This window comes from Ruoffia sp. FAM 24228 (assembly GCF_045528575.1).
Classification (GTDB): Bacteria; Bacillota; Bacilli; order Lactobacillales; family Aerococcaceae; genus Ruoffia; species Ruoffia halotolerans.
On the sequence record NZ_JBGQQZ010000048.1, the window covers coordinates 1 to 19,273 of the forward strand.

The window sequence follows — 19,273 nt, forward strand, 5'->3', positions numbered from 1 at the left end:
GATTCTCCTTTGATTGGTTTTGGTCGACTTAATTATAAGGGAATCTACTGACCTTTTTCTATTGATATACAAAAAAACGTACCAGTGAGTTTTTAGAACTCACCAACACGATTAATTATAGAACCTGTAATATTGAATTGGCCATCATCACTGACTTTATTTTCTAGTATTATTCCTGTGTGCGGTGCTAAGTAAGTGATGTAAGTATAGTTATCAATCTTCTTCTCTAAGACGACCACGTTTTGATAAGCGGTATCTAAATGCGTAAACGAATCTAAAATATCAACAACTAAGACTGGTTCATCTTGATTATAACCTTGATAAAAAACTTCGCCAGTAGTTAAACTTCTCGGTAAAATAAGGGATTGATATGAATCAGTTGAATCGGAATGATTTCTGTAATCAACCGTAGGATTTTCATGTGGGAAGTAGGCTAATTCATAAATGCCATCCTCTTGAATTTGGTAAACATAGACGGTATTTGTTGCGTTATTATCAAAATTAAATTGATAAATCTTCGCTTCGTCCGCCGGGTAATTGCGAGTCACTTCGTAATCATCAAACTCCATAAAATCAGCGACATGATTATAAACATCATGGAAATAATAAGGCGCATAGTTAGCGCCATCTACAGTCGTAGCAGCTTGAGCGTCGGGCATTTGAATTGAAATTAGGAACAGACAAGTGATGAAACTAAGAATGAATGAGGACTTCTTTTTCATATAGTAAACTCCTTAAGTATTTTTTATGCATTTATTATAGCATATGTTTGCATAAGAGGGTCATGAGTAATAAAATAAAAGTGCAAAGGTCAAAAGTCAGTCAAACGGTCATAAAAGCAATGAATAAGGAGTATAAAGATGGAATTATACAGTGTAAATGGAAGTATATCGGCAGCGGACGGCAAGCGTGAAGAACTTTTAACTTACTTGTTAGAAGCAGCAAGTGAAATGGAAAATGTTGAGAACTGTTATATATACAGTGTCGGCATTGATCCAGAAGATGCAAATAAAGTGTATATTTATGAGGTCTGGGAAGATGAAGAAGCCCACCAGAATTCCTTGTCACTAGATGTATTTAAAGAGCTAATTACAAAAGCAAAACCAATCATTACAGGCATGTCAGATTATCCATCACTAATTATAAAAGGTGGTAAAGGAATTAAATAACTCTAATTGAGAGACCGTTGTATTACTGGCAAGTTAGGAAAAACTGACTTGCCGGTTTTATTATTGATAATTTAATTAAACATGCGTTCGAATTCAAATCGAGTACTAGATTAGGGTTATATAATGATCCTATGAACGTGGACAATTAGAGACATACCGATTTCATTCATGGACTCAGGTTATTTCGGTCATAATCTAAGTAGATTTAGGTGTATTGTTGTCATTTCCTTCTAGACAAGGTATCAAGGACTTAGACGTCTATAGAAAACAAGAAAGTTATCAGAAAAGAAAGATGTCTATGGATCCTCAAGCTTACGCCTGGAATGGCCGGGAGAGGTAGCTATACATAGACGGTCAGGTCGAACTCCCTAAAAATACAAGATAAAAATTCAAGACTCAGCTGACTTAAGACTTGAGTTAGAGGAATTACTCGATACAATACCTCAAAAATCTTTAGCAACATGGGCCAGCCAAAATGCCCGGAACGTTCTCGAATACATTGATATCGAAGATGAGAGTTTAAAAGACAGTATCATCACAGAAGCAAGTAAAGTGCGCATCAACTGTGTCAGACAGGCTTTCTCGCTAACAAGCTAGGCCAACAGTCCATTAATGACATCAGCAAGTTTTCAGTCAGAGTCTTTGCTCAAGTCGTGGCAACCGGACATATGCAAGGAGACGCGATAGTCTCTTCAGATTATGCGATTAAAGTAGTCAATATACTCTATTACCATGATGAACAAGCTGCCATTAACGAAATTATTTTGATAAATCTTTTTCCAGGCAAGATCTCTAGAAGGGTTTTTATTTATTTTCAAACAATCCATTCACATGTTTGGAGGTTAATTGCGGTCAATGATATACTTTTAACTGAAAGGGGCGTTTCATGATGCAAGTTAAAGCAGAACAAGAAATGTTTTTAAGAAGTGGCATAACCTTGGATGTGAAATTTAGAATTAGACAATTAAAACGATTAAAAGAGGCAATTAAGGCGCATGATGTTTTGATTTATGATGCGCTGAAAAAGGATTTAAATAAACCCGTCTTTGAAAGTTATGTGACAGAGTTAGGCTCGGTCTATAGTGAAATTGATTATATGATTAAACATGTAAAAGATTGGGCTAAACCCAAACGCGTTCCAACGTCTCTGGCGCATTTTTATTCTAAAAGCCACATATATCAAGAACCATATGGGCGTGTCTTAATTATTGCACCATGGAATTTTCCTATTCAGTTAAGTTTCGTACCACTTGTTGGGGCGATTACGGCAGGGAATTGTGTCGTATTAAAGCCTTCCGAATTGGCACCATATACAGCTAGGGTAATTCAACAAATTATTGAATCAGTGTTCGCACGTGAATATGTTGCAGTTGAGCAAGGTGATGGAAAAGTATCTCAGCAATTGCTAAAAGAAGGCGTCGATTATTGTTTCTTTACTGGTAGTACTCAAGTTGGAAAAGCAATTATGGAGACAGCGAGTCAGACTTTAACGCCAGTAACTCTAGAACTAGGTGGGAAAAGTCCAGTTATTGTTGCAAAAGACACCAATATCAAGCATGCAGCCCAACGGATTGTTTGGGGGAAATTTACCAATGCTGGTCAGACTTGCATCGCGCCCGATTACCTTCTCGTTGATGAAGTGATTCGTGATGACTTGATCAGCGCCCTAATTGAAGTCATTGAAGAATATTACACGAAGAAACCTTTAGAGAATTCAGATTATTCTAAGATGATTAATAAAAGACACTTCAAGCGTGTGAAGAAATTAATGAAAAATCAAAGTGTTATTTATGGCGGAGGCAGTAATAAAGAGATGCTAACTATTGAACCCACGTTAGTCTTGGAACCGGAACTCGATACAGAATTAATGCAAGAAGAGATCTTTGGTCCGATATTACCGATATTAACTTATAGAGAAGTGAGTCAAGCAGTAGAATTTATTCGTTCGAAAGACAAACCGCTTGCTTTATATTTATTTACGCAGGATAAAGCTTTGAAAGAGTATATAATAAAAAATCTATCTTTTGGTGGCGCAGCGATAAATGACACGCTGATTCATCAAAGTAATTACAATCTCCCATTTGGTGGAGTTGGTGCGAGTGGGATGGGGCAATATCACGGCAAATATAGTCTCGAAACCTTCTCACATCCAAAAAGCGTCATCGAGAAGACTGACTTGTTTGATATTAAATTACGCTACCCGCCCTATAAAGATTGGGCTCTAAAATTTATTAAAAAAATTATGTAGTAAGGAGTCCAAACTATGCGCTATGTACTTTTACTCAGAGGAATTAATGTCGGTGGTAAGAATCGAGTGGTGATGGCGGAACTTAGGGAAAAACTAGAAGCGCTTGGATTTACCGAAGTGACTTCCTATATCAATAGCGGTAATCTTTTCTTTAATAGTGAGGAAGATATCAATTCGATTAGAGAAAAAGTTCAAACTCATTTAAAAGAGTCATATGATTTTGATTTACTTTCAATTATTATTAGCGCTGAAGCTTACAAAGCAGATTACTTAAATTTACCGGCGTGGTGGAATGAGGAATTTGCTCGTCGAGATGTTTTATTTTATACAGAAGCTGTAGACCGAGACGCTTTTAAAGAAGAAGTAGCAAGTATGAGTTTAGGGAATGAAGAAATTCATTTTGGTGAGTTAGCAGTTTATTGGGGGAAATACGACGAAGCCAATTACAAAAAGACGGCGTATGCAAGATACTTAGTGAAGTCTCCATTTTATAAGCAAATGACTGTTCGAAATGGAAAAACATACGAAAAGATTTATCAAAAACTAATGGAAAATTAAAGAAGGCAGGTACAAAATGAAATTATTAGTATTAGGTGGAACCAATTTCTTTGGAATGAAGGCAGTACAACAATTATTAGATAACGGTCATGACGTGACGATTGCAACACGTGGAAATAAACCAAATCCCTTTGAAGGAAAAGCTATGCACATTACTTTAGATGCGCGCGATGCGAGCCACGAAGGATGGACTGAAGTGACGGACCAGCAATGGGACGCAGTCTTTGACAATATTTGTTATACGGCAGATGATGCACGAATTATTATGGATAAATTCAAGGGTTCTATTGATCATCTTTACTTTACTTCGTCTATGGCGGTTTACAGTGGGGATATTGATGGCTACACTGAAGCGGACTTTGATCCTTTAACTTATCATATTAACCCAAATATCGAAGTAAATTATGGCGAAGGGAAAAGGCAAGTTGAACAAGTATTATTTACTGAAGCACCGTTCAAGCTCACAGCATTTCGCTTCCCAATTGTCCTAGATTTAGATGATTATACTGAGCGACTGCACTTTTATGTTGAGAAAGTAATGAATGACGAAGTTGTATACTTTACGGATCCAGAAATTAAAGTAAATTATGTCAAAGGAACGAAAGCAGCAGAGTCGATTGTGTGGGCGATTGAGAATCAAAAAGAAGGCATTTATAATATTAGTTCACGCAACGCAATTACTGTCGAAACTTTTATAGCTTGATTAGAAGAGATGACTGGAAAAGAAGTAAAGGTTGAGTATACGAATGACCGGTCACATGAATCGCCATTTAGCACCGTTCATGACCAATATTTGCGTTCAGATAAGATTGAAGCTGAAGGCTTTGAATTAAACAATCTCGAAGACTGGCTGAAACCACTAATACAAGATATTGCACAAGAAGGATAAAGTTGCATGACAATTACAATTAATATTTATTACACAGGCAAGGAAGGCAATGCTTTAAAATTTGCGAAAGAGATGATGTCAAAAGGCGTCGTTGAAAGAATCCGAAGCGCTGAAGGGAATTTAAAGTATGAATACTTTGCGCCATTAGAGGACGAAACGACCATTCTATTAATTGATAGTTGGACCGATCAAGCAGCCATTGACCGACATCACGCCTCTTCAATGATGCAAGAAATTAAAGACTTGCGCGAAAAATACGATCTCACCATGAAGGTTGAACGCTATGTGAGTGATGAAGACGGTGTGCCTGAATCGGATCAGAAATTTATTAGAGAATAGTAGGAAATAATAAAGGCGTAAATGCGAGCTTAGAAACTTCTTGTATTTACGTCTTTATTTAATAATTGAGATGTTAATAATTCTGGACTCGAACATTTTAATAAATTAGACACTCACAAAAATATGAAATAAGACAAATAAACTTGACTGTATTATTAAAATTAGATAAGATAGATTAAAATAAGGTGATATATGCAAGGACAAAGACTAGTGAAAGTGACGACAGAGAATTTGCGGTTAGCTGAGAAGCAAAGCATCATAGACTAGTTAGACACACCCTTGAAGAGTGGTTAGCACCCGGTAGTCCCGTTATCGCTGGAGTATTTATACTCCTTGAGGCTATAATTGCGAGATTATAGTGAACAAAAGGTGGAATCACGTCGCGACGTCCTTTAATCCAACATGGATTTTAGGGCGTCTTTTTTAGCTTTATAATTTAAAATGTATCTAGAGACAAATGATAACTGGATCATATTAAAGAGAGTTTACTAGTTGGTGAGAAGTAAACATATGATAGTTATCATGACACAGCTCTACGGCAGATGAATGGAAATCCGGTAGCCCCGTTATCGCTTCAGTAGTCAGTGATTACTGTCAGAGATAGGTGTTGTGAAATACCTGTAAACGAAGGTGGCACCGCGTTGTGAAACGTCCTTTCAATCCTTTTTTAGGGTTGAAAGGTTTTTTATATGAAGTGAATAGAAAGTGAGGTTTCTAATGGGGAATACATCGATTTTAAAACGAATTAGCTTAGCGAATGACTATTTACAACTTATTGATGAAGCGGGGTATGAGTTGATTGATTTGAATATGGTGGAACCATTCAAGATGGAAAATAAAAACTATCATCCGGATAGTATTGTTTTTGAACGGAACCATCAATTATTCGCAATGCGTAGTGATTGGACGCGAAGTATTTTGAATTATAATAATACCTTTCAATTATCGCAGCAAAAATTTGGTTATTTTGGTCCTGTATTAAGGCAGTTTAATACACAGTATCAAGCGGGCGTAGAGCTATTCCAACCATCTGTGACAGATATTATTGAGAGTATTGAGTTGCATATTAACTTTGTTGAAAAGATAAGTGAGTCACCCTTTACAATTTTAGTAGTCAATAATGACGTTTTATTAGATATGTATATTGAATTGTATGATTTACCAGATCAAGTTAAATCTTATGTGATTGATAAGAACTTATCAGCTATGCGAGACATGTTGGGTGAAGACCATCCTTTCTATCAATTGATGATTCTCCCTGTTAGTCAGCAGTTCGATCGTATTGATGAGCAGTTTGGCGAGAGTGAACCTATGCAAATTATTCACCGTCTTAAAGTCAAGTTGCCAAGTTCACAGACCCGATTTGTTTTAGACTTATCTTTCCGTTCATCACAGTTATATTATAATGGGTTTTATTTTCAAGCCTTTTTAACTAGTAATACGCCCATCCTTTCTGGTGGTCAGTATGCGGAAGGTGCCTTTGGAATAGGGATTAACTTATCAACGGGAGGGTTATTATGATTACAGTTGCTTTATCTAAAGGTCGTCTCTTCAAAGATTTTATAAAGTTTTTAAGTACTAAGGGGTTAAACCACTATGCGAGTCCACTGCAAGAGAACGGGCGATACTTATATAAGATTGTTGGCGATGTAAAGTTTATCTTTGCTAAAGGATCTGATGTGCCTACTTACGTAGAGCAGGGGATTGCTGATTTGGGGATTGTTGGGCAAGATATTATTACGGAGAATTTTTTTGATGTGTTGAATGTGTCTAAGTTGCCTTTTGGTCAGTGTCGTTTAGCAATTGCCAGTTCGCCTAATCTTAATCAACATGAGTTTAAAGTAGTAGCAACTACTTTCACTAATATTACGCGCCAGTACTTTAACAAACAAAGGCAAGATGTTGAGCTTATTCATCTTCACGGATCGGTGGAATTAGCGTCCATCTTAGGTTTAGCGGATGCCATGGTGGATATTGTTCAGACGGGGACTACCTTAAAGGAGAATAACTTGGTGGAATACAGTACTATCATGAATATTCAAGCGCGACTGATTGCTAACAAGCAGTCCTTTTATATTAAGGACGAAGCGATCTATCGATTTATTAAAGAGATTGGGGTGATATAGTTGGATGCTAATAAATTTATTAAGCAAAATAAAATAAAAACTAAAAGCTCCAATGTCGATCAGATGATTGCTGTGCAAGCAATTATTGACAAAGTTAAAGTAGACGGCGACCAGGCATTGTACTCCTTAACTAAGGAGTTTGATCAACAAGACTTAGACGATTTAAGAGTTGACCCAGCTTTATTGAAAGCAAGTTGGGATGCTTTAGAGCCTGACTTACAACAAGCATTGAAGCTAACTAAGCAACGCATTGAAGATTATGAGACAAAGATACTGTATAAAGACCACCAAGATGATGAGTTAAGTTACGTCTATCGTCCTCTTGAGCGAGTAGGTATTTATGTTCCTGGTGGCACAGCACTCTATCCATCAAGTGTGTTGATGACAATTGTGCCAGCTTTAGTAGCTGGAGTTAAAGATATTATTGTTACGACACCTGTCTTTCAACCGAACAATATCACTTTTGCGGCACTTTATCTATGTGGTGTGACTGATTATGTGTTCACGGTTGGAGGGGCTCAAGCCATTGCAGCGCTGGCCTATGGAACTGAATCCATTCCTAAGGTCGATAAAATTTGTGGGCCAGGGAATGCTTATGTAGCAATGGCCAAGAGACAAGTCTTCGGGGATGTCGGAATTGATAGTATCGCAGGTCCAAGCGAGATTTTATTATATGTAGATGAATCAACACCTGTTGATGCTGTTGTCTATGATTTATTTTCCCAAGCTGAGCACGACGCTAATGCTCGCACTTTTCTACTGAGTGAGTCACAAGAATATGTGGATAGAATCGAAGAACGAATGGAGGAACTAGTAGAAAGCCAAGTGCGTGAGGATATTATTAAAGCAACGTTGGCCAATAATCACTTTGCCATTGTTGACAGTCGCGATAAGTTATTAGAAGTGATTGATTATATCGGGGCTGAACACGTATCAATTCAACATAAGGATCAAGATAGCATAGTTGATGCTATAAATTATGCGGGTGCAGTCTTCAAAGGCTTCTATTCTATGGAAGCTATTGGAGATTACGTAGCGGGACCGTCCCATGTTCTACCAACCAATCGTAATGCTCGCTTTAGTCATGGACTTAATGCCAATGATTTCAGAACAAGTCACGCCATTATTAGTATTAATGAAGCTACTTATAATCAGATAGCTCCTGCGGCTGAGAAGATTGCACAGAGCGAAGGATTATTTGCGCACCAAAGATCTGTATCGATTAGGAGGGAAAGTTTATGACAGTATTTATGAACCGTAATATTAGTCCTAAAAGGCCTCTCAATGATGAGCAATTAATAGAAGTAGTTACTCAAACTGCCTTTCATGAATACCCTGAAAAAGAGTCCACTCGCTTTAAAGAATTATATGCTAGCTATAATCAATTGGATCTTAATCAGATTGAATTAGCTAATGGAGCGGATGAGTGGTTGCAGAAGCTGATGATTCAATTCGGGCAAGAGGGTGTCTTGACTATTAGTCCCGACTTCTTTATGTATGAAGATTACGCTCGACAAATTAATCGCCCCTTTTGGAAAGTGGAGAGTGACGAGAACTTTGACTTTGACTTAGAAAAGGTCTTAGAAGAGATTCAAAAACTTCGACCGTCATTACTTTTAGTGTCGAATCCACAAAACCCAACGGGTAAGCAATTTAGTTATGAATTTCTGCAAGCTATCGCAGATGAGATGGAAAGTATAGGAGGATATTTCGTTATTGATGAGGCTTATGTGGAGTTTGGTGACGATTATCATAGACCATCAAATGATAATGTTATTATCATTCGCACACTCAGTAAGATATATGCTATGGCAGGACTGAGAATTGGTATTGCTATTGCTAAGGGAGAAACCTTCGCGAAGTTAATTGATATTAATCATCCTTATCCTGTTAGTAACTTAGCTTTGAATGTGGCCAATGCCATGTTCTCTAATAAGGAACAATTGGATGCATGGGTAGCTTATCAAAAAGAATGTCAATTGAAGCTCATTCAGGCGCTTACCTTAGTGGACGATGTCATCAAGGTAAAGCCTACTCAAAGTAATTTTATTATGACTTATGGAAAATATGCACGTGATCTTGGAGAATATTTGAGTGAAAATGGCTTTGTAGGTAGAACATATGATGCAGATCACTTAAAAGATGTTGTTCGTTATTCAATCTTAGATATAGATAAATACGACGAATTTGAAGACTTATTAAAGACTTGGAGGAAACAAATTGATTAAAAAAGACCGACAAACATTGGAAACTCAGATTAAGTTAGAACTTGCCCAAACTCTTGGAAGCAACGATGTAGACATGGGTATTGAGACAGGAGTAGGATTCTTTAACCATATGTTAACTTTATTCAAGTTTCATTCTGGACTCTATATTGGGGTAGGGGCTCAAGGAGATACGGACGTGGATGACCATCACACGGTTGAAGATATTGGGATTTTACTCGGGGAAGCGATTCGAGACTTCTACCAATCCCTTAATAGTTATCAGCGCTATGGCTCATTCTACTTGCCTATGGACGAATCCTTGGCACGTATTGTCTTAGACTTATCAGGTCGTCCGCACTTGAATTTTAATGCTGACTTTTCAAAAGGGAAGGTAGGTTCTTTTGATACAGAATTAGTGGAAGAATTTTTCAATGCGATAGCTATGAATGCACGAATGACATTACATATAGATTTATTGAAGGGTGGCAATACTCACCATGAGATTGAAGCGATATTCAAGGGCTTTGCCAGAGCCTTAAGTATTGCTTTAACAGAGACTGAGGGTGGCGTACCATCATCTAAAGGACTTATTGCATAAAGGAGAAGAAAACAATGAAAATTATTCCTGCTATTGACTTAATTGATGGACAAAGTGTACGACTGTCACAAGGAGATTATGATGAGAAGATTATCATGCCAAAAACGCCACAAGAAGCTGTCATGTATTATAGCCAATTCCCACAAGTATCCCGGATTCATGTCGTGGATTTGATAGGAGCAGCAGAACAAGAGTCAGTGGAAGCGCCATTGATTGGACAAATAAAGAAATTAACTAATATTCCGCTTGAATTAGGGGGCGGCTTAAGATCACTTGAAACGATTGAACTCTATGACGACCTAGGTATCGATTACTTTATATTAGGCTCGCGAGCCATCTTAGATGTTCCCTGGCTAATTGACGTAGCCGAAAAGTATCCTGGACGGATTTTTGTTGGGATTGATGCGCGGGGTGAGGATATCTATGTGAATGGATGGAAAGAAAATAGTCAGCGCCAGATTGAAGAATATGTTAAAGAAATTGAGTCGTTGAATCTAGCTGGAATTATCTATACGGATATTAACAAGGATGGAATGGAGCAAGGCCCTAATGTGAATCGTACGGCTCAGCTAAATGACTCAACCCGCCACTTGGTTGTTGCAAGCGGGGGCGTCCGCAGTCAAGCTGATTTAAAGCAATTGGAAGCGGCAGGGATAACAGAAGCAATTGTCGGAAAAGCTGCTCAGAATGATTCATTCTGGAAAGGATTGAGTTAATATGAAGAAAATAATTCCATGCTTAGATACAAGAGACGGCAAGTTAGTTAAGGGTGTCAACTTTGTGAATGTCAAAGAATTAGGTGACCCGGTTGAATTTGCTGAACAATACGATCAAGAAGGAGCCGATGGTTTAGTGGTCTTAGATATTACTAAGACCTTGGATGGCCACGAATTACGGACTCAGATGATTGAAGCTATCGTAGCGAAGATTTCTATTCCTTTAACCGTAGGTGGTGGGATAGCCAGTCTTAATGACATCGAGGCGGTCTTAAAAGCTGGCGCGAGTGGCGTAGGAATCAATTCAGCTGCTGTAAAGAATCCTGATTTGATTAATCAAGCTTCTGAAGCTTTTGGATCAGAAGCAATTACAATTGCAGTAGATGTGGCTTATGATGATGAGCAGGAGGATTACTTTGTTTATACACAAGCAGGTCAACACCAAGAACCAGTCCCCGCCTTTGAGTGGATCCAAGAATGCCAATACCGTGGTGCTGGCGGGTTATTGATTACAAGTATTGACCATGATGGTGTCAGAGGAGGCTTTGATATACCATTTCTAAAGCAAGCAGCAGAATTGGTAGATATTCCAATTATTGCAAGTGGAGGTGCTGGGAATAGCCAACATTTTATTGATTTATTCAAAGAATCAGCGGTAGACGCAGGGTTAGCCGCTTCTATCTTCCACCAAGGTGAAGTGACAATTAAAGAACTGAAAGAAGCGATTAGTGTAGAAGGGATTGAGGTAGACATTGACTAAAATTGATTTTGAAAAGGCAGGTGGCCTAGTCCCTGCAATATTACAACATCACCAGACTGGGCAAGTCTTAATGCTTGGTTATATGAACCGAGAATCCTTTGATAAGACTCGTGAAGAAGGTGTGGCATGGTTCTATTCTCGTTCCAAAGAGCGCCTCTGGAAAAAGGGTGAAGAGAGTGGTAATGTGCAGAAGGTTGTAGACATTGCATTAGATTGCGATCAAGATACAATCTTGCTTCAAGTTGATCCTCTAGGGCCAACTTGCCATACAGGTCAGACAAGTTGCTTCGGTGAAGGTCATTTTAACCTTTCTGTCTTAGAGCAGACAGTTTCAGAAAAGATTAAACACCCGCAAGAAGGTTCTTACACTAAATATCTAATTGATGAGGGCCAGGATAAAATCATCAAAAAATGCGGTGAAGAAATGACTGAAGTAATTATTGCGGCTAAAAATAATGATAAAGAAGAATTAATTAATGAAGCCAGTGACCTTGCCTACCACTTATTAGTATTGCTTCAGCAGCAAGGTGTTAGCCTTGCTGAGGTAGAGGCAAAGTTGGGTGAGCGTCATGGACAAAAGCAACACTACTCCATTCGTTCAGAAATTAATGAGTGGTAAGGAGGGAGAACATGAATTTTTATGATCAACATTGTCATACACACTTATCTTTTGACAGCGAAGAAAGCATAGATAATTACTTAGCTTTAGGGCTAGAAAAATTAACCTTCACGGAACATCTAGACTTAGACAATCCAGTGAATGGTGGGCACGATGATATTCCCGACTTTGAGCAAGCCGTTATTTGGCAACAGGAAATGAAAGAAAAGAACGATGTAGACTTATTATTAGGTGTGGAAGTAGGTTATGTTCCTGGTCAAGAGGATCGCCTCAATGAGATATTATCTAGCTATGATTTTGATATTAAACTCTTAAGTTGTCACCATAATCGCATCTATGATTATATGGACACAAAGGAAACAAATGCAAAGGTAGAGTCCAGCGAGCAAATGATGGATCAATATGTCGATCAATTATTAGAAGCTGTAACTCATATGACCGATGTTCAAATTATGACTCACTTTGATTATGGCTTTAGAGTGCATGATGCCAGTTTAGAGACCATTCAAGAACGATACACTGAGAAAATCACTGAGATTTTCCAGCAAATTATTAAGCATGAGATTGCTTTTGAATTAAATAGTAAAAGCATCGTAAAGTATAAAAACTTAGACTTATACAAATGGGCAATCCCCCTTTACTTATCCTTAGGTGGGAAGTTATTCACCCTAGGTTCAGACGCGCATCTTGCGAGTGATTATATGCTGGCCTTTAATGATTTGAAAAAGTTATTGCAGCAGTATGGTGTGGATGAAATAGCTCTCTATGAGAAAGAGCAAGCTAAGATAGTAAAGCTATCTGAATTATCATTTGTTTAATGAGACAAGCTTTTTACGGACTTAAATTAGAAACACTCAACAATTATTTGGTCATTTACCAAACTGTTGAGTGTTTTTTACTTTGAAAAGAATGAATTGAATGATTGAAACAAAAGATGTAAATATCCCAAAACAAGTGAAAAATACAGCTTATAGCCTGAAGTTATTGCGTTGAGAGAACCGCCCCAAAAATATCTAGCGCCTGGCTGATTTCTTCTTCTGAGACATTCAACGGCGGCAGGAAACGAATAACATTTCCCTTGGCGCTAATCACTAATAAGCCTTGGTCGAAACAATCATTAATGATGTCATCTACAGCCTGGTCAAATTGAATACCAATTAATAGACCGCGACCTTTAATGGAACTAATCGTGGGATGCTTAGCTTGTAATACTTGTAGCCCTTCAACCAATTGTTTGTGGCGTTGGTTGATATTATTTAGTAAGTTGTCTTCATTTATGGTGTCTAAGACAGTATTAGCACAGGAAGTTGCTAGTGGATTGCCTCCGAATGTCGTGCCATGATCACCCACTTGGAAGTGCGTAGCTAAGTCATCTTTGGCGAGGAAGGCGCCAATAGGAAAACCTCCACCCAGACCTTTAGCAAGAGTTATGATGTCAGGGTCTAAATCGAATTGTTCATAGGCAAAGTAGCTTCCTGTTCGTCCAATTCCTGTTTGGACTTCGTCAATGATAACTAGAACTTGCTTTTCTTGTTGGATCTCATTAATGGCTTGGACGAAGTCCTCAGAGAGCGTATTGACACCACCTTCACCTTGAATAACTTCGATAAGTACGGCACAAGTCTGGGGTGTAATTGTTGCCTTCAATTGGTCAATATCATTGAAAGTCACATAGTCAAAGCCAGGTAAGTTCGGTGCATAATCTTTATGCATAGCCTCTTGACCCGTGGCTGCCAATGTTGCCATAGTTCGACCGTGAAAGGATTGCTTCATTGTAACAATGGTTGTTGCATTAGGGCCTTTAACTTCTCGCCCCCACTTCCGAGCAAGCTTGATGGCACCTTCATTGGCTTCAGCTCCTGAATTGGCAAAGAATACTTTACCTAAGCCAGAGAGTTTTGTTAGTTTCTCAGCCAGTTGAATAGAAGGAGTATTCCAAAATAAGTTGGAACTATGAATGAGTTGTTGACCTTGATTGACCAGTGTTTCTACTAATTTCTCATTGGAGTGGCCGAGTGAGTTGACGGCGATACCTGAGATAAAGTCAAGGTAAGTTCGGCCCTCTGCATCAGTCAGAAAACTACCTTGACCAGAGACCATTACCTTTCCATCGCGTTTGAATGTATTCATAAGTACGGCTTCGCCACGTTGTGGCCAGTTGTGTTTTTCCATGATATTAAACCTCCTTATTATCGTTATTACTGTGAGCTAACATCGTTCCAATTCCCATGTCGAAGAATAATTCTAGCAGAAGGGAATGACTCATACGACCATCAATGATATGAGCTTTATCAACTCCGTTAGTTATAGCCTCTATGCAACAATTTATCTTAGGTATCATGCCTTCAGTAATAACTTTGTTCTCAATGAGTTGATTGGCTTCGTCAATACTTAGTTTAGAAATAAGACTGTCAGGGTCTTGGCTATCAGCTAAGAGTCCCGGGGTGTTAGTTAAAAATATTAACTTGCTGGCACCTAAGGCAATGGCCACAGCGCTTGCAACCTCATCTGCATTGATATTATAACTATGACCGTCACTACCAATTCCCACTGATGAGATAATTGGGACATAATCTGCCTGGATAAGGTTGGTTAATAATGAGGTGTTGACTGATTCGACATTACCTACGTAGCCCAAATCAACTTGAGTCTCAGAATTTGGATCAATCACTTTCTTTTTAGTGACAGTAATAAGGTGGTCATCTAAACCCGATAAGCCAATCGCATTTCCTCCTAAATGGTTGAAAGTTCGTACAATATCATTATTAACTGAGCCTGATAAGACCATCTCTGCCACCTTCATGGCTTCCTCACTGGTAGAGCGGAGTCCATCCACAAAGTGACTTTCAATGGATAAATTATCTAACATCTGTGAGATGAAGGGACCACCACCGTGAACGACAATGGGGATCATACCAACCGACTTCATCATAAGAATATCTTGCATGACCGAGTGTCTTAAGTCGGCATTAATCATGGCATTACCACCGTACTTGATGACGATGATATGTTTTCTAAAGCGATTGACGTAGGGTAGAGCCTCAATGAGAACGTTTATCTTTTCTGTATAATTCATTCAATCACTCCTAAGTGTGGTAGTCAGCATTAATTTCAATATAATCATGCGTTAAATCACAAGTCCAAACAGTAGCTTGACTTGTGCCTTGGTTGAGTTCGACAATCATTTCAATATCAGTGGCAGTGAGAATCTTTTGGGCAAATTGAGGATCAAAGGGATGATAAGCGCCGTTACGGCACGGTTGAATAGAACCGATGTCAGATTTAAATATGATATCGATCAGCCATGGATCAAGAGTTTCAACGCCACTATTACCAATGGCTGATAGGGCGCGACCCCAGTTAGGGTCTTGCCCAAAAAGTGCTGCCTTCAGGAGGTTGGAAGTGGCCAGGGACTTAGCGACTGCTTTGGCATCTTCTGTTGATTGAGCCCCACCTACAGTTATTGTAATGAATTTCGAAGCACCTTCTCCGTCTCTGGCAATCATTTGAGCTAAGTCTTGGCTGACTTTTGTTATAAGGGATTGGATTGTTGCAAGATTGTGGTCTGTTAAGTCAATTGAGTTTTCCCCTGTTGCACAAAGTAAGACTGTATCATTGGTACTAGTATCGCCATCAACAGTCATGCTATTGAAAGATACGTCTACCGTATTCTTTAATAGTTGGTTGAGTGTCACTTGATCACAGGCGATATCGGTAACAATATAAGCTAACATAGTGCCCAAATTAGGATGAATCATGCCTGAGCCTTTAGCCATTGCGCCGATGTGAACAGTCTGTCCATCAATCTCCAATGAATAAGCAGTTTCTTTTGCGACAGTATCGGTAGTCATAATCGATTCACTGACCGCTTGACTAGACTCTGACTGCAAGGAATTCACTAATGTTGGTAGTGCCTTTTTAAAAGGAAAGAAATCAAGAGGTGCACCGATGACCCCCGTAGAACTCATCAGTATCTCTGACGGTTTAATCGCGCATAAATCTGCTAATTCTTGAATGGCTTGATGCATCGTTTTCTCACCATCTGGACCATTACAAGCATTGGCATTGCCACTATTAATCAGAATCGCTTTGAAGTTAGAATGATGCTTCAGACTCGCTTGACCGTGAATAACTGGCCAAGCTTTGACTAAGTTTTGGGTAAAGACACCTGATACAGTAGCCCCAGTGGGGAAATAAATTAAAGCCAGGTCATTGTGGGCGACATCACTTTTAAAGCCAGCATGTAAGGCTTGCGATTGTATATTGGCTACAGCATGAATGCCTTTGTCTAATTGTTTCATATGCTTCTCCTTTGTATAGAAATTATGGCATCACGCCAGATTGACTTAAGCCTAATGATTCATCCAATCCCAACATCACATTCATATTCTGAATAGCTTGGCCGGAAGCACCTTTGACTAGGTTATCAATGACTGAAAAGATAATGATGCGACCTGTTCGTTGGTCTACCTTAACTTGGATATGACAATGGTTGGAACCACGGACCGCTTTGGTTGTAGGAAGTTGCTCTGGATCCAATAGATGGACAAAAGCTTCCTCGGCGTATTTATCTTTATATAATTGGCGTAATGCTTCTTCACTTATATTACTCCTTGGTTGAACATAGATAGTTGAATATATGCCGCGTTCTGTAGGTAATAGATGCGGAGTGAATTGAATTTGCACTGTTTGGCCAAAGCGTGACAACTCCTGTTCGATTTCAGGGATATGACGGTGCTGGAGTGGGTTGTATGCTTTGAAGTTATTTCCTGCTTCACTAAGTAAATTATCTACATTGGCACTTCGACCGGCACCGCTGATTCCTGATTTGCTATCAATAATAATTGATTCAGAGTCAATCAGATTAGACTCAACTAGAGGAGAAAGAGCTAAGAGTGCATTGGTAACAAAGCAACCTGGATTTGCAATCAGCTGAGCTTCTTTAATGGCCTCACGATGGTATTCCGTTAGGCCATACACTGCTTTCGCTAATAAGTCTGGTGCTGTTTGCGGAAATTTATAAAAAGCTTCATAAGTATCTGAATCCTCTATCCGAAAATCAGCGCCAAGGTCAATGATTTTAATATCCTCGCCTAATTCTTTAGCTAAGGTCATTGCGTGACCGTGAGGTAGACAAATAAAGACGATATCGCTATCTTGTTTAATTTGCTCTATATCTAAGGTGACAAAGCACTTATCTTTTAAGAAAGATGTGAGGAAAGGGAAAGTATGTGATATCTTCTGTCCAGCTAATTTCCGTGCAGTTAGATGTTTGAGGGTTACCTCAGGGTGATTGACCAATAAGCGCATCAATTCAGAACCTGTATAGCCTGTCGCGCCAATAATACTAACATTAATCATATGTTTTCCTCCTAAAAATATGTATATAAAAAGCACACTCATCTCATTGATAGAGACGAATGTGCTTCGTGGTGCCACTCTAATTCAAAGATTATTTGACATAATCTTTCTTTAGTGAATGTTAACGTTATTCCAACGAAGATACTTAGTAATTCTAATATCTTACCTCAAAAGTGCGATTCAACTTAGTATATGTATCGGCCTTTCACCACCGCCGATTCGCTGAAATTCTGATAAGTTTACTTTCTTTTGATAGGGTTATGTATTTAATCTAATTGTTTGATGAATAGGTTACCATTGGTTGCTGCCATAATGGCTTTAATTGAGTGAAGGCGATTCTCACCTTGGTCGAATTGTTTAGCATAGTCTGAGCGGAAGACCTCATCAGTCACTTCCATCTCTGTAATATTATATTTGCTTGCAATCTCTTGACCTATATTAGTCAAAGTATCATGGTAAGCAGGTAGACAATGTAGGAAGATAGCATCTTCATTGGCTAAATCAAATAATTCTTGAGTCACTTGATAAGGCATTAACTGCTTAATGCGCTGATCGAATAATGCTTCTTCTCCCATTGAGACCCAGACGTCGGTGTAGATAGCATCTGCGTTTGTGACTGCTTGCTTGATGTCTTCTGTCAGAGTGATGGTTGCACCTGATTTCTTAGCGTAGGACTGAGCCAATTCAACTAGGTCTGAATCAGGGAATAATTCCTTAGGACTAGCTACTGTATAATTGACACCTAAGATGGCACTTGTAATCATCAAGCTGTTGGCAACATTATTACGCCCATCACCACAATAGACTAAGTTAAGTCCAGACAGACGATTGAAGTTTTCTTTCAATGTCATAAAGTCGGCAATCATTTGGGTAGGATGCCATTCATCTGTTAACCCATTCCACACGGGAACGCCAGCGTGAGTAGCCAATGCTTCCACATCCGATTGCTTATAGCCTCTAAACTGTATACCGTCGTACATACTACCTAATATTTTGGCAGTATCTTCAATGGATTCCTTTTTACCCATCTGCATATCACTCGCACCAAAGTAATCCGCCGTTGCGCCAAGATCGCTGGCAGCAACTGAGAAGGCTGCACGTGTTCTTGTTGATGTTTTCTCAAAGATTAAACAAATGGACTGACCTTTAAGGTATTCGTGGGGGATACGTTGCTTTTTTAATTGTTTAAGATGAATGGCAAAGTCAATTAAGTAATTGAGTTCGTTTTGTGTAAAATCTATTTCTTTAGTAAAACTTCTTCCTTGAAACATAGTATCGATCCTTTCTAAGGGTGAATTAAGCGACAAAAAAAGCCCGCCTCTAATTATTAGAGGCGGACGAATCCACGGTACCACTCTAATGACGTCATAAACTTCCAGACATCACTCAAAGTGTTAACGCGACTAGCGTCTTGAACTACTCATTTCATTCAAGAGTCCAAACAATGCGGTTCACAAACTCATTAAGGTAGATCTTTCAGCTAGCGTCTACTCTCTGTTCATAAATAAGTGTGCTACTCTTTGTTTCATTGACTTTTATATTTTCAATTATATTAAACCTGAACAATTCATACTTTTCGTTGAAACATGTGCCAACTGCCTAACGGCAGCTTAAATTTACTTTTTCATTTTCACCTGTTAAGTGATGAAAAAAGAACCCCATTCTGATATTGTAAAGGTGTCT

Annotated in this window: 22 protein-coding genes and 2 other annotated features; of the genes, 16 read left to right on the plus strand and 6 right to left on the minus strand. The window is 38.7% G+C overall.

The window, feature by feature from the left end:
• Nucleotides 1-92 precede the first annotated feature (92 nt).
• Complete coding sequence (locus tag ACEN33_RS08755; protein WP_407094893.1) at nucleotides 93-722, minus strand: hypothetical protein; 630 nt, start codon at nucleotides 720-722, stop codon at nucleotides 93-95.
• Between the two features lie 138 nt (nucleotides 723-860).
• On the opposite strand from ACEN33_RS08755, the gene ACEN33_RS08760 reads away from it, so the two are divergent.
• From ACEN33_RS08760 to ACEN33_RS08835, 16 genes are all read left to right on the plus strand, one after another.
• The gene (locus tag ACEN33_RS08760) at nucleotides 861-1,169 is read left to right on the plus strand and encodes a putative quinol monooxygenase (protein WP_407089500.1); all 309 of its coding nucleotides are present in this window, start codon (nucleotides 861-863) and stop codon (nucleotides 1,167-1,169) included.
• Nucleotides 1,170-1,777: 608 nt separating this feature from the next.
• Nucleotides 1,778-2,059: a putative immunity protein gene (locus ACEN33_RS08765; protein WP_407089554.1), complete on the plus strand. Its 282-nt coding sequence runs from the start codon at nucleotides 1,778-1,780 to the stop codon at nucleotides 2,057-2,059.
• A complete protein-coding gene (locus ACEN33_RS08770; protein WP_407089501.1) occupies nucleotides 2,056-3,417 on the plus strand; it encodes an aldehyde dehydrogenase in 1,362 nt (453 codons plus the stop codon). The genes ACEN33_RS08765 and ACEN33_RS08770 overlap by 4 nt, the downstream gene beginning before the upstream one ends.
• A gap of 15 nt (nucleotides 3,418-3,432) precedes the next feature.
• Entirely contained in the window at nucleotides 3,433-3,975 is a 543-nt protein-coding gene (locus ACEN33_RS08775; protein ID WP_407094895.1) for a DUF1697 domain-containing protein, read from the plus strand.
• A 16-nt stretch (nucleotides 3,976-3,991) separates the two neighbouring features.
• Entirely contained in the window at nucleotides 3,992-4,678 is a 687-nt protein-coding gene (locus tag ACEN33_RS08780; RefSeq protein WP_407094896.1) for an NAD-dependent epimerase/dehydratase family protein, read from the plus strand.
• A 9-nt stretch (nucleotides 4,679-4,687) separates the two neighbouring features.
• Nucleotides 4,688-4,864, plus strand: coding sequence for a hypothetical protein (locus ACEN33_RS08785; RefSeq protein ID WP_407094897.1), 177 nt, complete (start codon nucleotides 4,688-4,690; stop codon nucleotides 4,862-4,864).
• Nucleotides 4,865-4,870: 6 nt separating this feature from the next.
• A complete protein-coding gene (locus ACEN33_RS08790; RefSeq protein ID WP_407089504.1) occupies nucleotides 4,871-5,203 on the plus strand; it encodes a putative quinol monooxygenase in 333 nt (110 codons plus the stop codon).
• Between the two features lie 717 nt (nucleotides 5,204-5,920).
• A complete protein-coding gene (locus ACEN33_RS08795) occupies nucleotides 5,921-6,724 on the plus strand; it encodes an ATP phosphoribosyltransferase regulatory subunit (protein ID WP_407089505.1) in 804 nt (267 codons plus the stop codon).
• Complete coding sequence (hisG, locus tag ACEN33_RS08800) at nucleotides 6,721-7,329, plus strand: ATP phosphoribosyltransferase (RefSeq protein ID WP_407089506.1); 609 nt, start codon at nucleotides 6,721-6,723, stop codon at nucleotides 7,327-7,329. Before ACEN33_RS08795 ends, hisG begins: the two co-directional genes overlap by 4 nt.
• On the plus strand, nucleotides 7,330-8,571 hold the full coding sequence (hisD, locus tag ACEN33_RS08805) for a histidinol dehydrogenase (RefSeq protein ID WP_407089507.1): 1,242 nt from the start codon (nucleotides 7,330-7,332) through the stop codon (nucleotides 8,569-8,571). It abuts the gene before it with no gap.
• Nucleotides 8,568-9,557: a pyridoxal phosphate-dependent aminotransferase gene (locus ACEN33_RS08810; protein WP_407089508.1), complete on the plus strand. Its 990-nt coding sequence runs from the start codon at nucleotides 8,568-8,570 to the stop codon at nucleotides 9,555-9,557. The genes hisD and ACEN33_RS08810 overlap by 4 nt, the downstream gene beginning before the upstream one ends.
• On the plus strand, nucleotides 9,550-10,134 hold the full coding sequence (gene hisB, locus ACEN33_RS08815; RefSeq protein WP_407089509.1) for an imidazoleglycerol-phosphate dehydratase HisB: 585 nt from the start codon (nucleotides 9,550-9,552) through the stop codon (nucleotides 10,132-10,134). Before ACEN33_RS08810 ends, hisB begins: the two co-directional genes overlap by 8 nt.
• A gap of 14 nt (nucleotides 10,135-10,148) precedes the next feature.
• Nucleotides 10,149-10,850 carry a HisA/HisF-related TIM barrel protein gene (locus ACEN33_RS08820; protein ID WP_407089510.1) on the plus strand — a complete coding sequence of 234 codons (702 nt, stop codon included), beginning with the start codon at nucleotides 10,149-10,151 and terminating at the stop codon, nucleotides 10,848-10,850.
• 1 nt (nucleotide 10,851) lies between these two features.
• Nucleotides 10,852-11,610, plus strand: a complete 759-nt coding sequence (gene hisF, locus ACEN33_RS08825; protein ID WP_407089511.1) for an imidazole glycerol phosphate synthase subunit HisF — start codon at nucleotides 10,852-10,854, stop codon at nucleotides 11,608-11,610.
• Nucleotides 11,603-12,229: a bifunctional phosphoribosyl-AMP cyclohydrolase/phosphoribosyl-ATP diphosphatase HisIE gene (hisIE, locus tag ACEN33_RS08830; RefSeq protein ID WP_138404160.1), complete on the plus strand. Its 627-nt coding sequence runs from the start codon at nucleotides 11,603-11,605 to the stop codon at nucleotides 12,227-12,229. Before hisF ends, hisIE begins: the two co-directional genes overlap by 8 nt.
• A gap of 11 nt (nucleotides 12,230-12,240) precedes the next feature.
• Entirely contained in the window at nucleotides 12,241-13,047 is an 807-nt protein-coding gene (locus ACEN33_RS08835) for a PHP domain-containing protein (RefSeq protein WP_407089512.1), read from the plus strand.
• Between the two features lie 163 nt (nucleotides 13,048-13,210).
• Here ACEN33_RS08835 and ACEN33_RS08840 read toward each other — a convergent pair whose 3' ends face one another.
• The 5 genes from ACEN33_RS08840 to argF all read right to left on the minus strand — a co-directional run bounded on the left by ACEN33_RS08840 (nucleotide 13,211) and on the right by argF (nucleotide 18,861).
• Nucleotides 13,211-14,401 (minus strand): aspartate aminotransferase family protein, encoded by a 1,191-nt coding sequence (locus ACEN33_RS08840; RefSeq protein WP_407089513.1) that lies wholly within the window; start codon nucleotides 14,399-14,401, stop codon nucleotides 13,211-13,213.
• Between the two features lie 4 nt (nucleotides 14,402-14,405).
• Nucleotides 14,406-15,305, minus strand: coding sequence for an acetylglutamate kinase (gene argB, locus ACEN33_RS08845; RefSeq protein ID WP_407089514.1), 900 nt, complete (start codon nucleotides 15,303-15,305; stop codon nucleotides 14,406-14,408).
• 10 nt (nucleotides 15,306-15,315) lie between these two features.
• On the minus strand, nucleotides 15,316-16,530 hold the full coding sequence (gene argJ / locus ACEN33_RS08850; protein WP_407094898.1) for a bifunctional glutamate N-acetyltransferase/amino-acid acetyltransferase ArgJ: 1,215 nt from the start codon (nucleotides 16,528-16,530) through the stop codon (nucleotides 15,316-15,318).
• Between the two features lie 22 nt (nucleotides 16,531-16,552).
• Nucleotides 16,553-17,590, minus strand: a complete 1,038-nt coding sequence (argC, locus tag ACEN33_RS08855; protein ID WP_407089516.1) for an N-acetyl-gamma-glutamyl-phosphate reductase — start codon at nucleotides 17,588-17,590, stop codon at nucleotides 16,553-16,555.
• A gap of 48 nt (nucleotides 17,591-17,638) precedes the next feature.
• Nucleotides 17,639-17,854: a binding site (T-box leader), on the minus strand.
• 2 nt (nucleotides 17,855-17,856) lie between these two features.
• Nucleotides 17,857-18,861 (minus strand): ornithine carbamoyltransferase, encoded by a 1,005-nt coding sequence (gene argF / locus ACEN33_RS08860; protein ID WP_138404166.1) that lies wholly within the window; start codon nucleotides 18,859-18,861, stop codon nucleotides 17,857-17,859.
• A 55-nt stretch (nucleotides 18,862-18,916) separates the two neighbouring features.
• Nucleotides 18,917-19,128 (minus strand) — a binding site (T-box leader).
• Between the last annotated feature and the right edge of the window lie 145 nt (nucleotides 19,129-19,273).

Coding starts and splice junctions, on each gene's coding strand:
- ACEN33_RS08835 (WP_407089512.1), top strand. CDS start 12,241: ATGAATTTTTATGATCAACATTGTCATACACACTTATCTTTTGACAGC.
- argB (WP_407089514.1), bottom strand. CDS start 15,305: ATGAATTATACAGAAAAGATAAACGTTCTCATTGAGGCTCTACCCTAC.
- ACEN33_RS08760 (WP_407089500.1), top strand. CDS start 861: ATGGAATTATACAGTGTAAATGGAAGTATATCGGCAGCGGACGGCAAG.
- ACEN33_RS08810 (WP_407089508.1), top strand. CDS start 8,568: ATGACAGTATTTATGAACCGTAATATTAGTCCTAAAAGGCCTCTCAAT.
- hisF (WP_407089511.1), top strand. CDS start 10,852: ATGAAGAAAATAATTCCATGCTTAGATACAAGAGACGGCAAGTTAGTT.
- ACEN33_RS08770 (WP_407089501.1), top strand. CDS start 2,056: ATGATGCAAGTTAAAGCAGAACAAGAAATGTTTTTAAGAAGTGGCATA.
- ACEN33_RS08840 (WP_407089513.1), bottom strand. CDS start 14,401: ATGGAAAAACACAACTGGCCACAACGTGGCGAAGCCGTACTTATGAAT.
- argJ (WP_407094898.1), bottom strand. CDS start 16,530: ATGAAACAATTAGACAAAGGCATTCATGCTGTAGCCAATATACAATCG.
- ACEN33_RS08755 (WP_407094893.1), bottom strand. CDS start 722: ATGAAAAAGAAGTCCTCATTCATTCTTAGTTTCATCACTTGTCTGTTC.
- ACEN33_RS08780 (WP_407094896.1), top strand. CDS start 3,992: ATGAAATTATTAGTATTAGGTGGAACCAATTTCTTTGGAATGAAGGCA.
- ACEN33_RS08785 (WP_407094897.1), top strand. CDS start 4,688: ATGACTGGAAAAGAAGTAAAGGTTGAGTATACGAATGACCGGTCACAT.
- argC (WP_407089516.1), bottom strand. CDS start 17,590: ATGATTAATGTTAGTATTATTGGCGCGACAGGCTATACAGGTTCTGAA.
- ACEN33_RS08795 (WP_407089505.1), top strand. CDS start 5,921: ATGGGGAATACATCGATTTTAAAACGAATTAGCTTAGCGAATGACTAT.
- hisG (WP_407089506.1), top strand. CDS start 6,721: ATGATTACAGTTGCTTTATCTAAAGGTCGTCTCTTCAAAGATTTTATA.
- argF (WP_138404166.1), bottom strand. CDS start 18,861: ATGTTTCAAGGAAGAAGTTTTACTAAAGAAATAGATTTTACACAAAAC.
- ACEN33_RS08790 (WP_407089504.1), top strand. CDS start 4,871: ATGACAATTACAATTAATATTTATTACACAGGCAAGGAAGGCAATGCT.
- ACEN33_RS08820 (WP_407089510.1), top strand. CDS start 10,149: ATGAAAATTATTCCTGCTATTGACTTAATTGATGGACAAAGTGTACGA.
- ACEN33_RS08775 (WP_407094895.1), top strand. CDS start 3,433: ATGCGCTATGTACTTTTACTCAGAGGAATTAATGTCGGTGGTAAGAAT.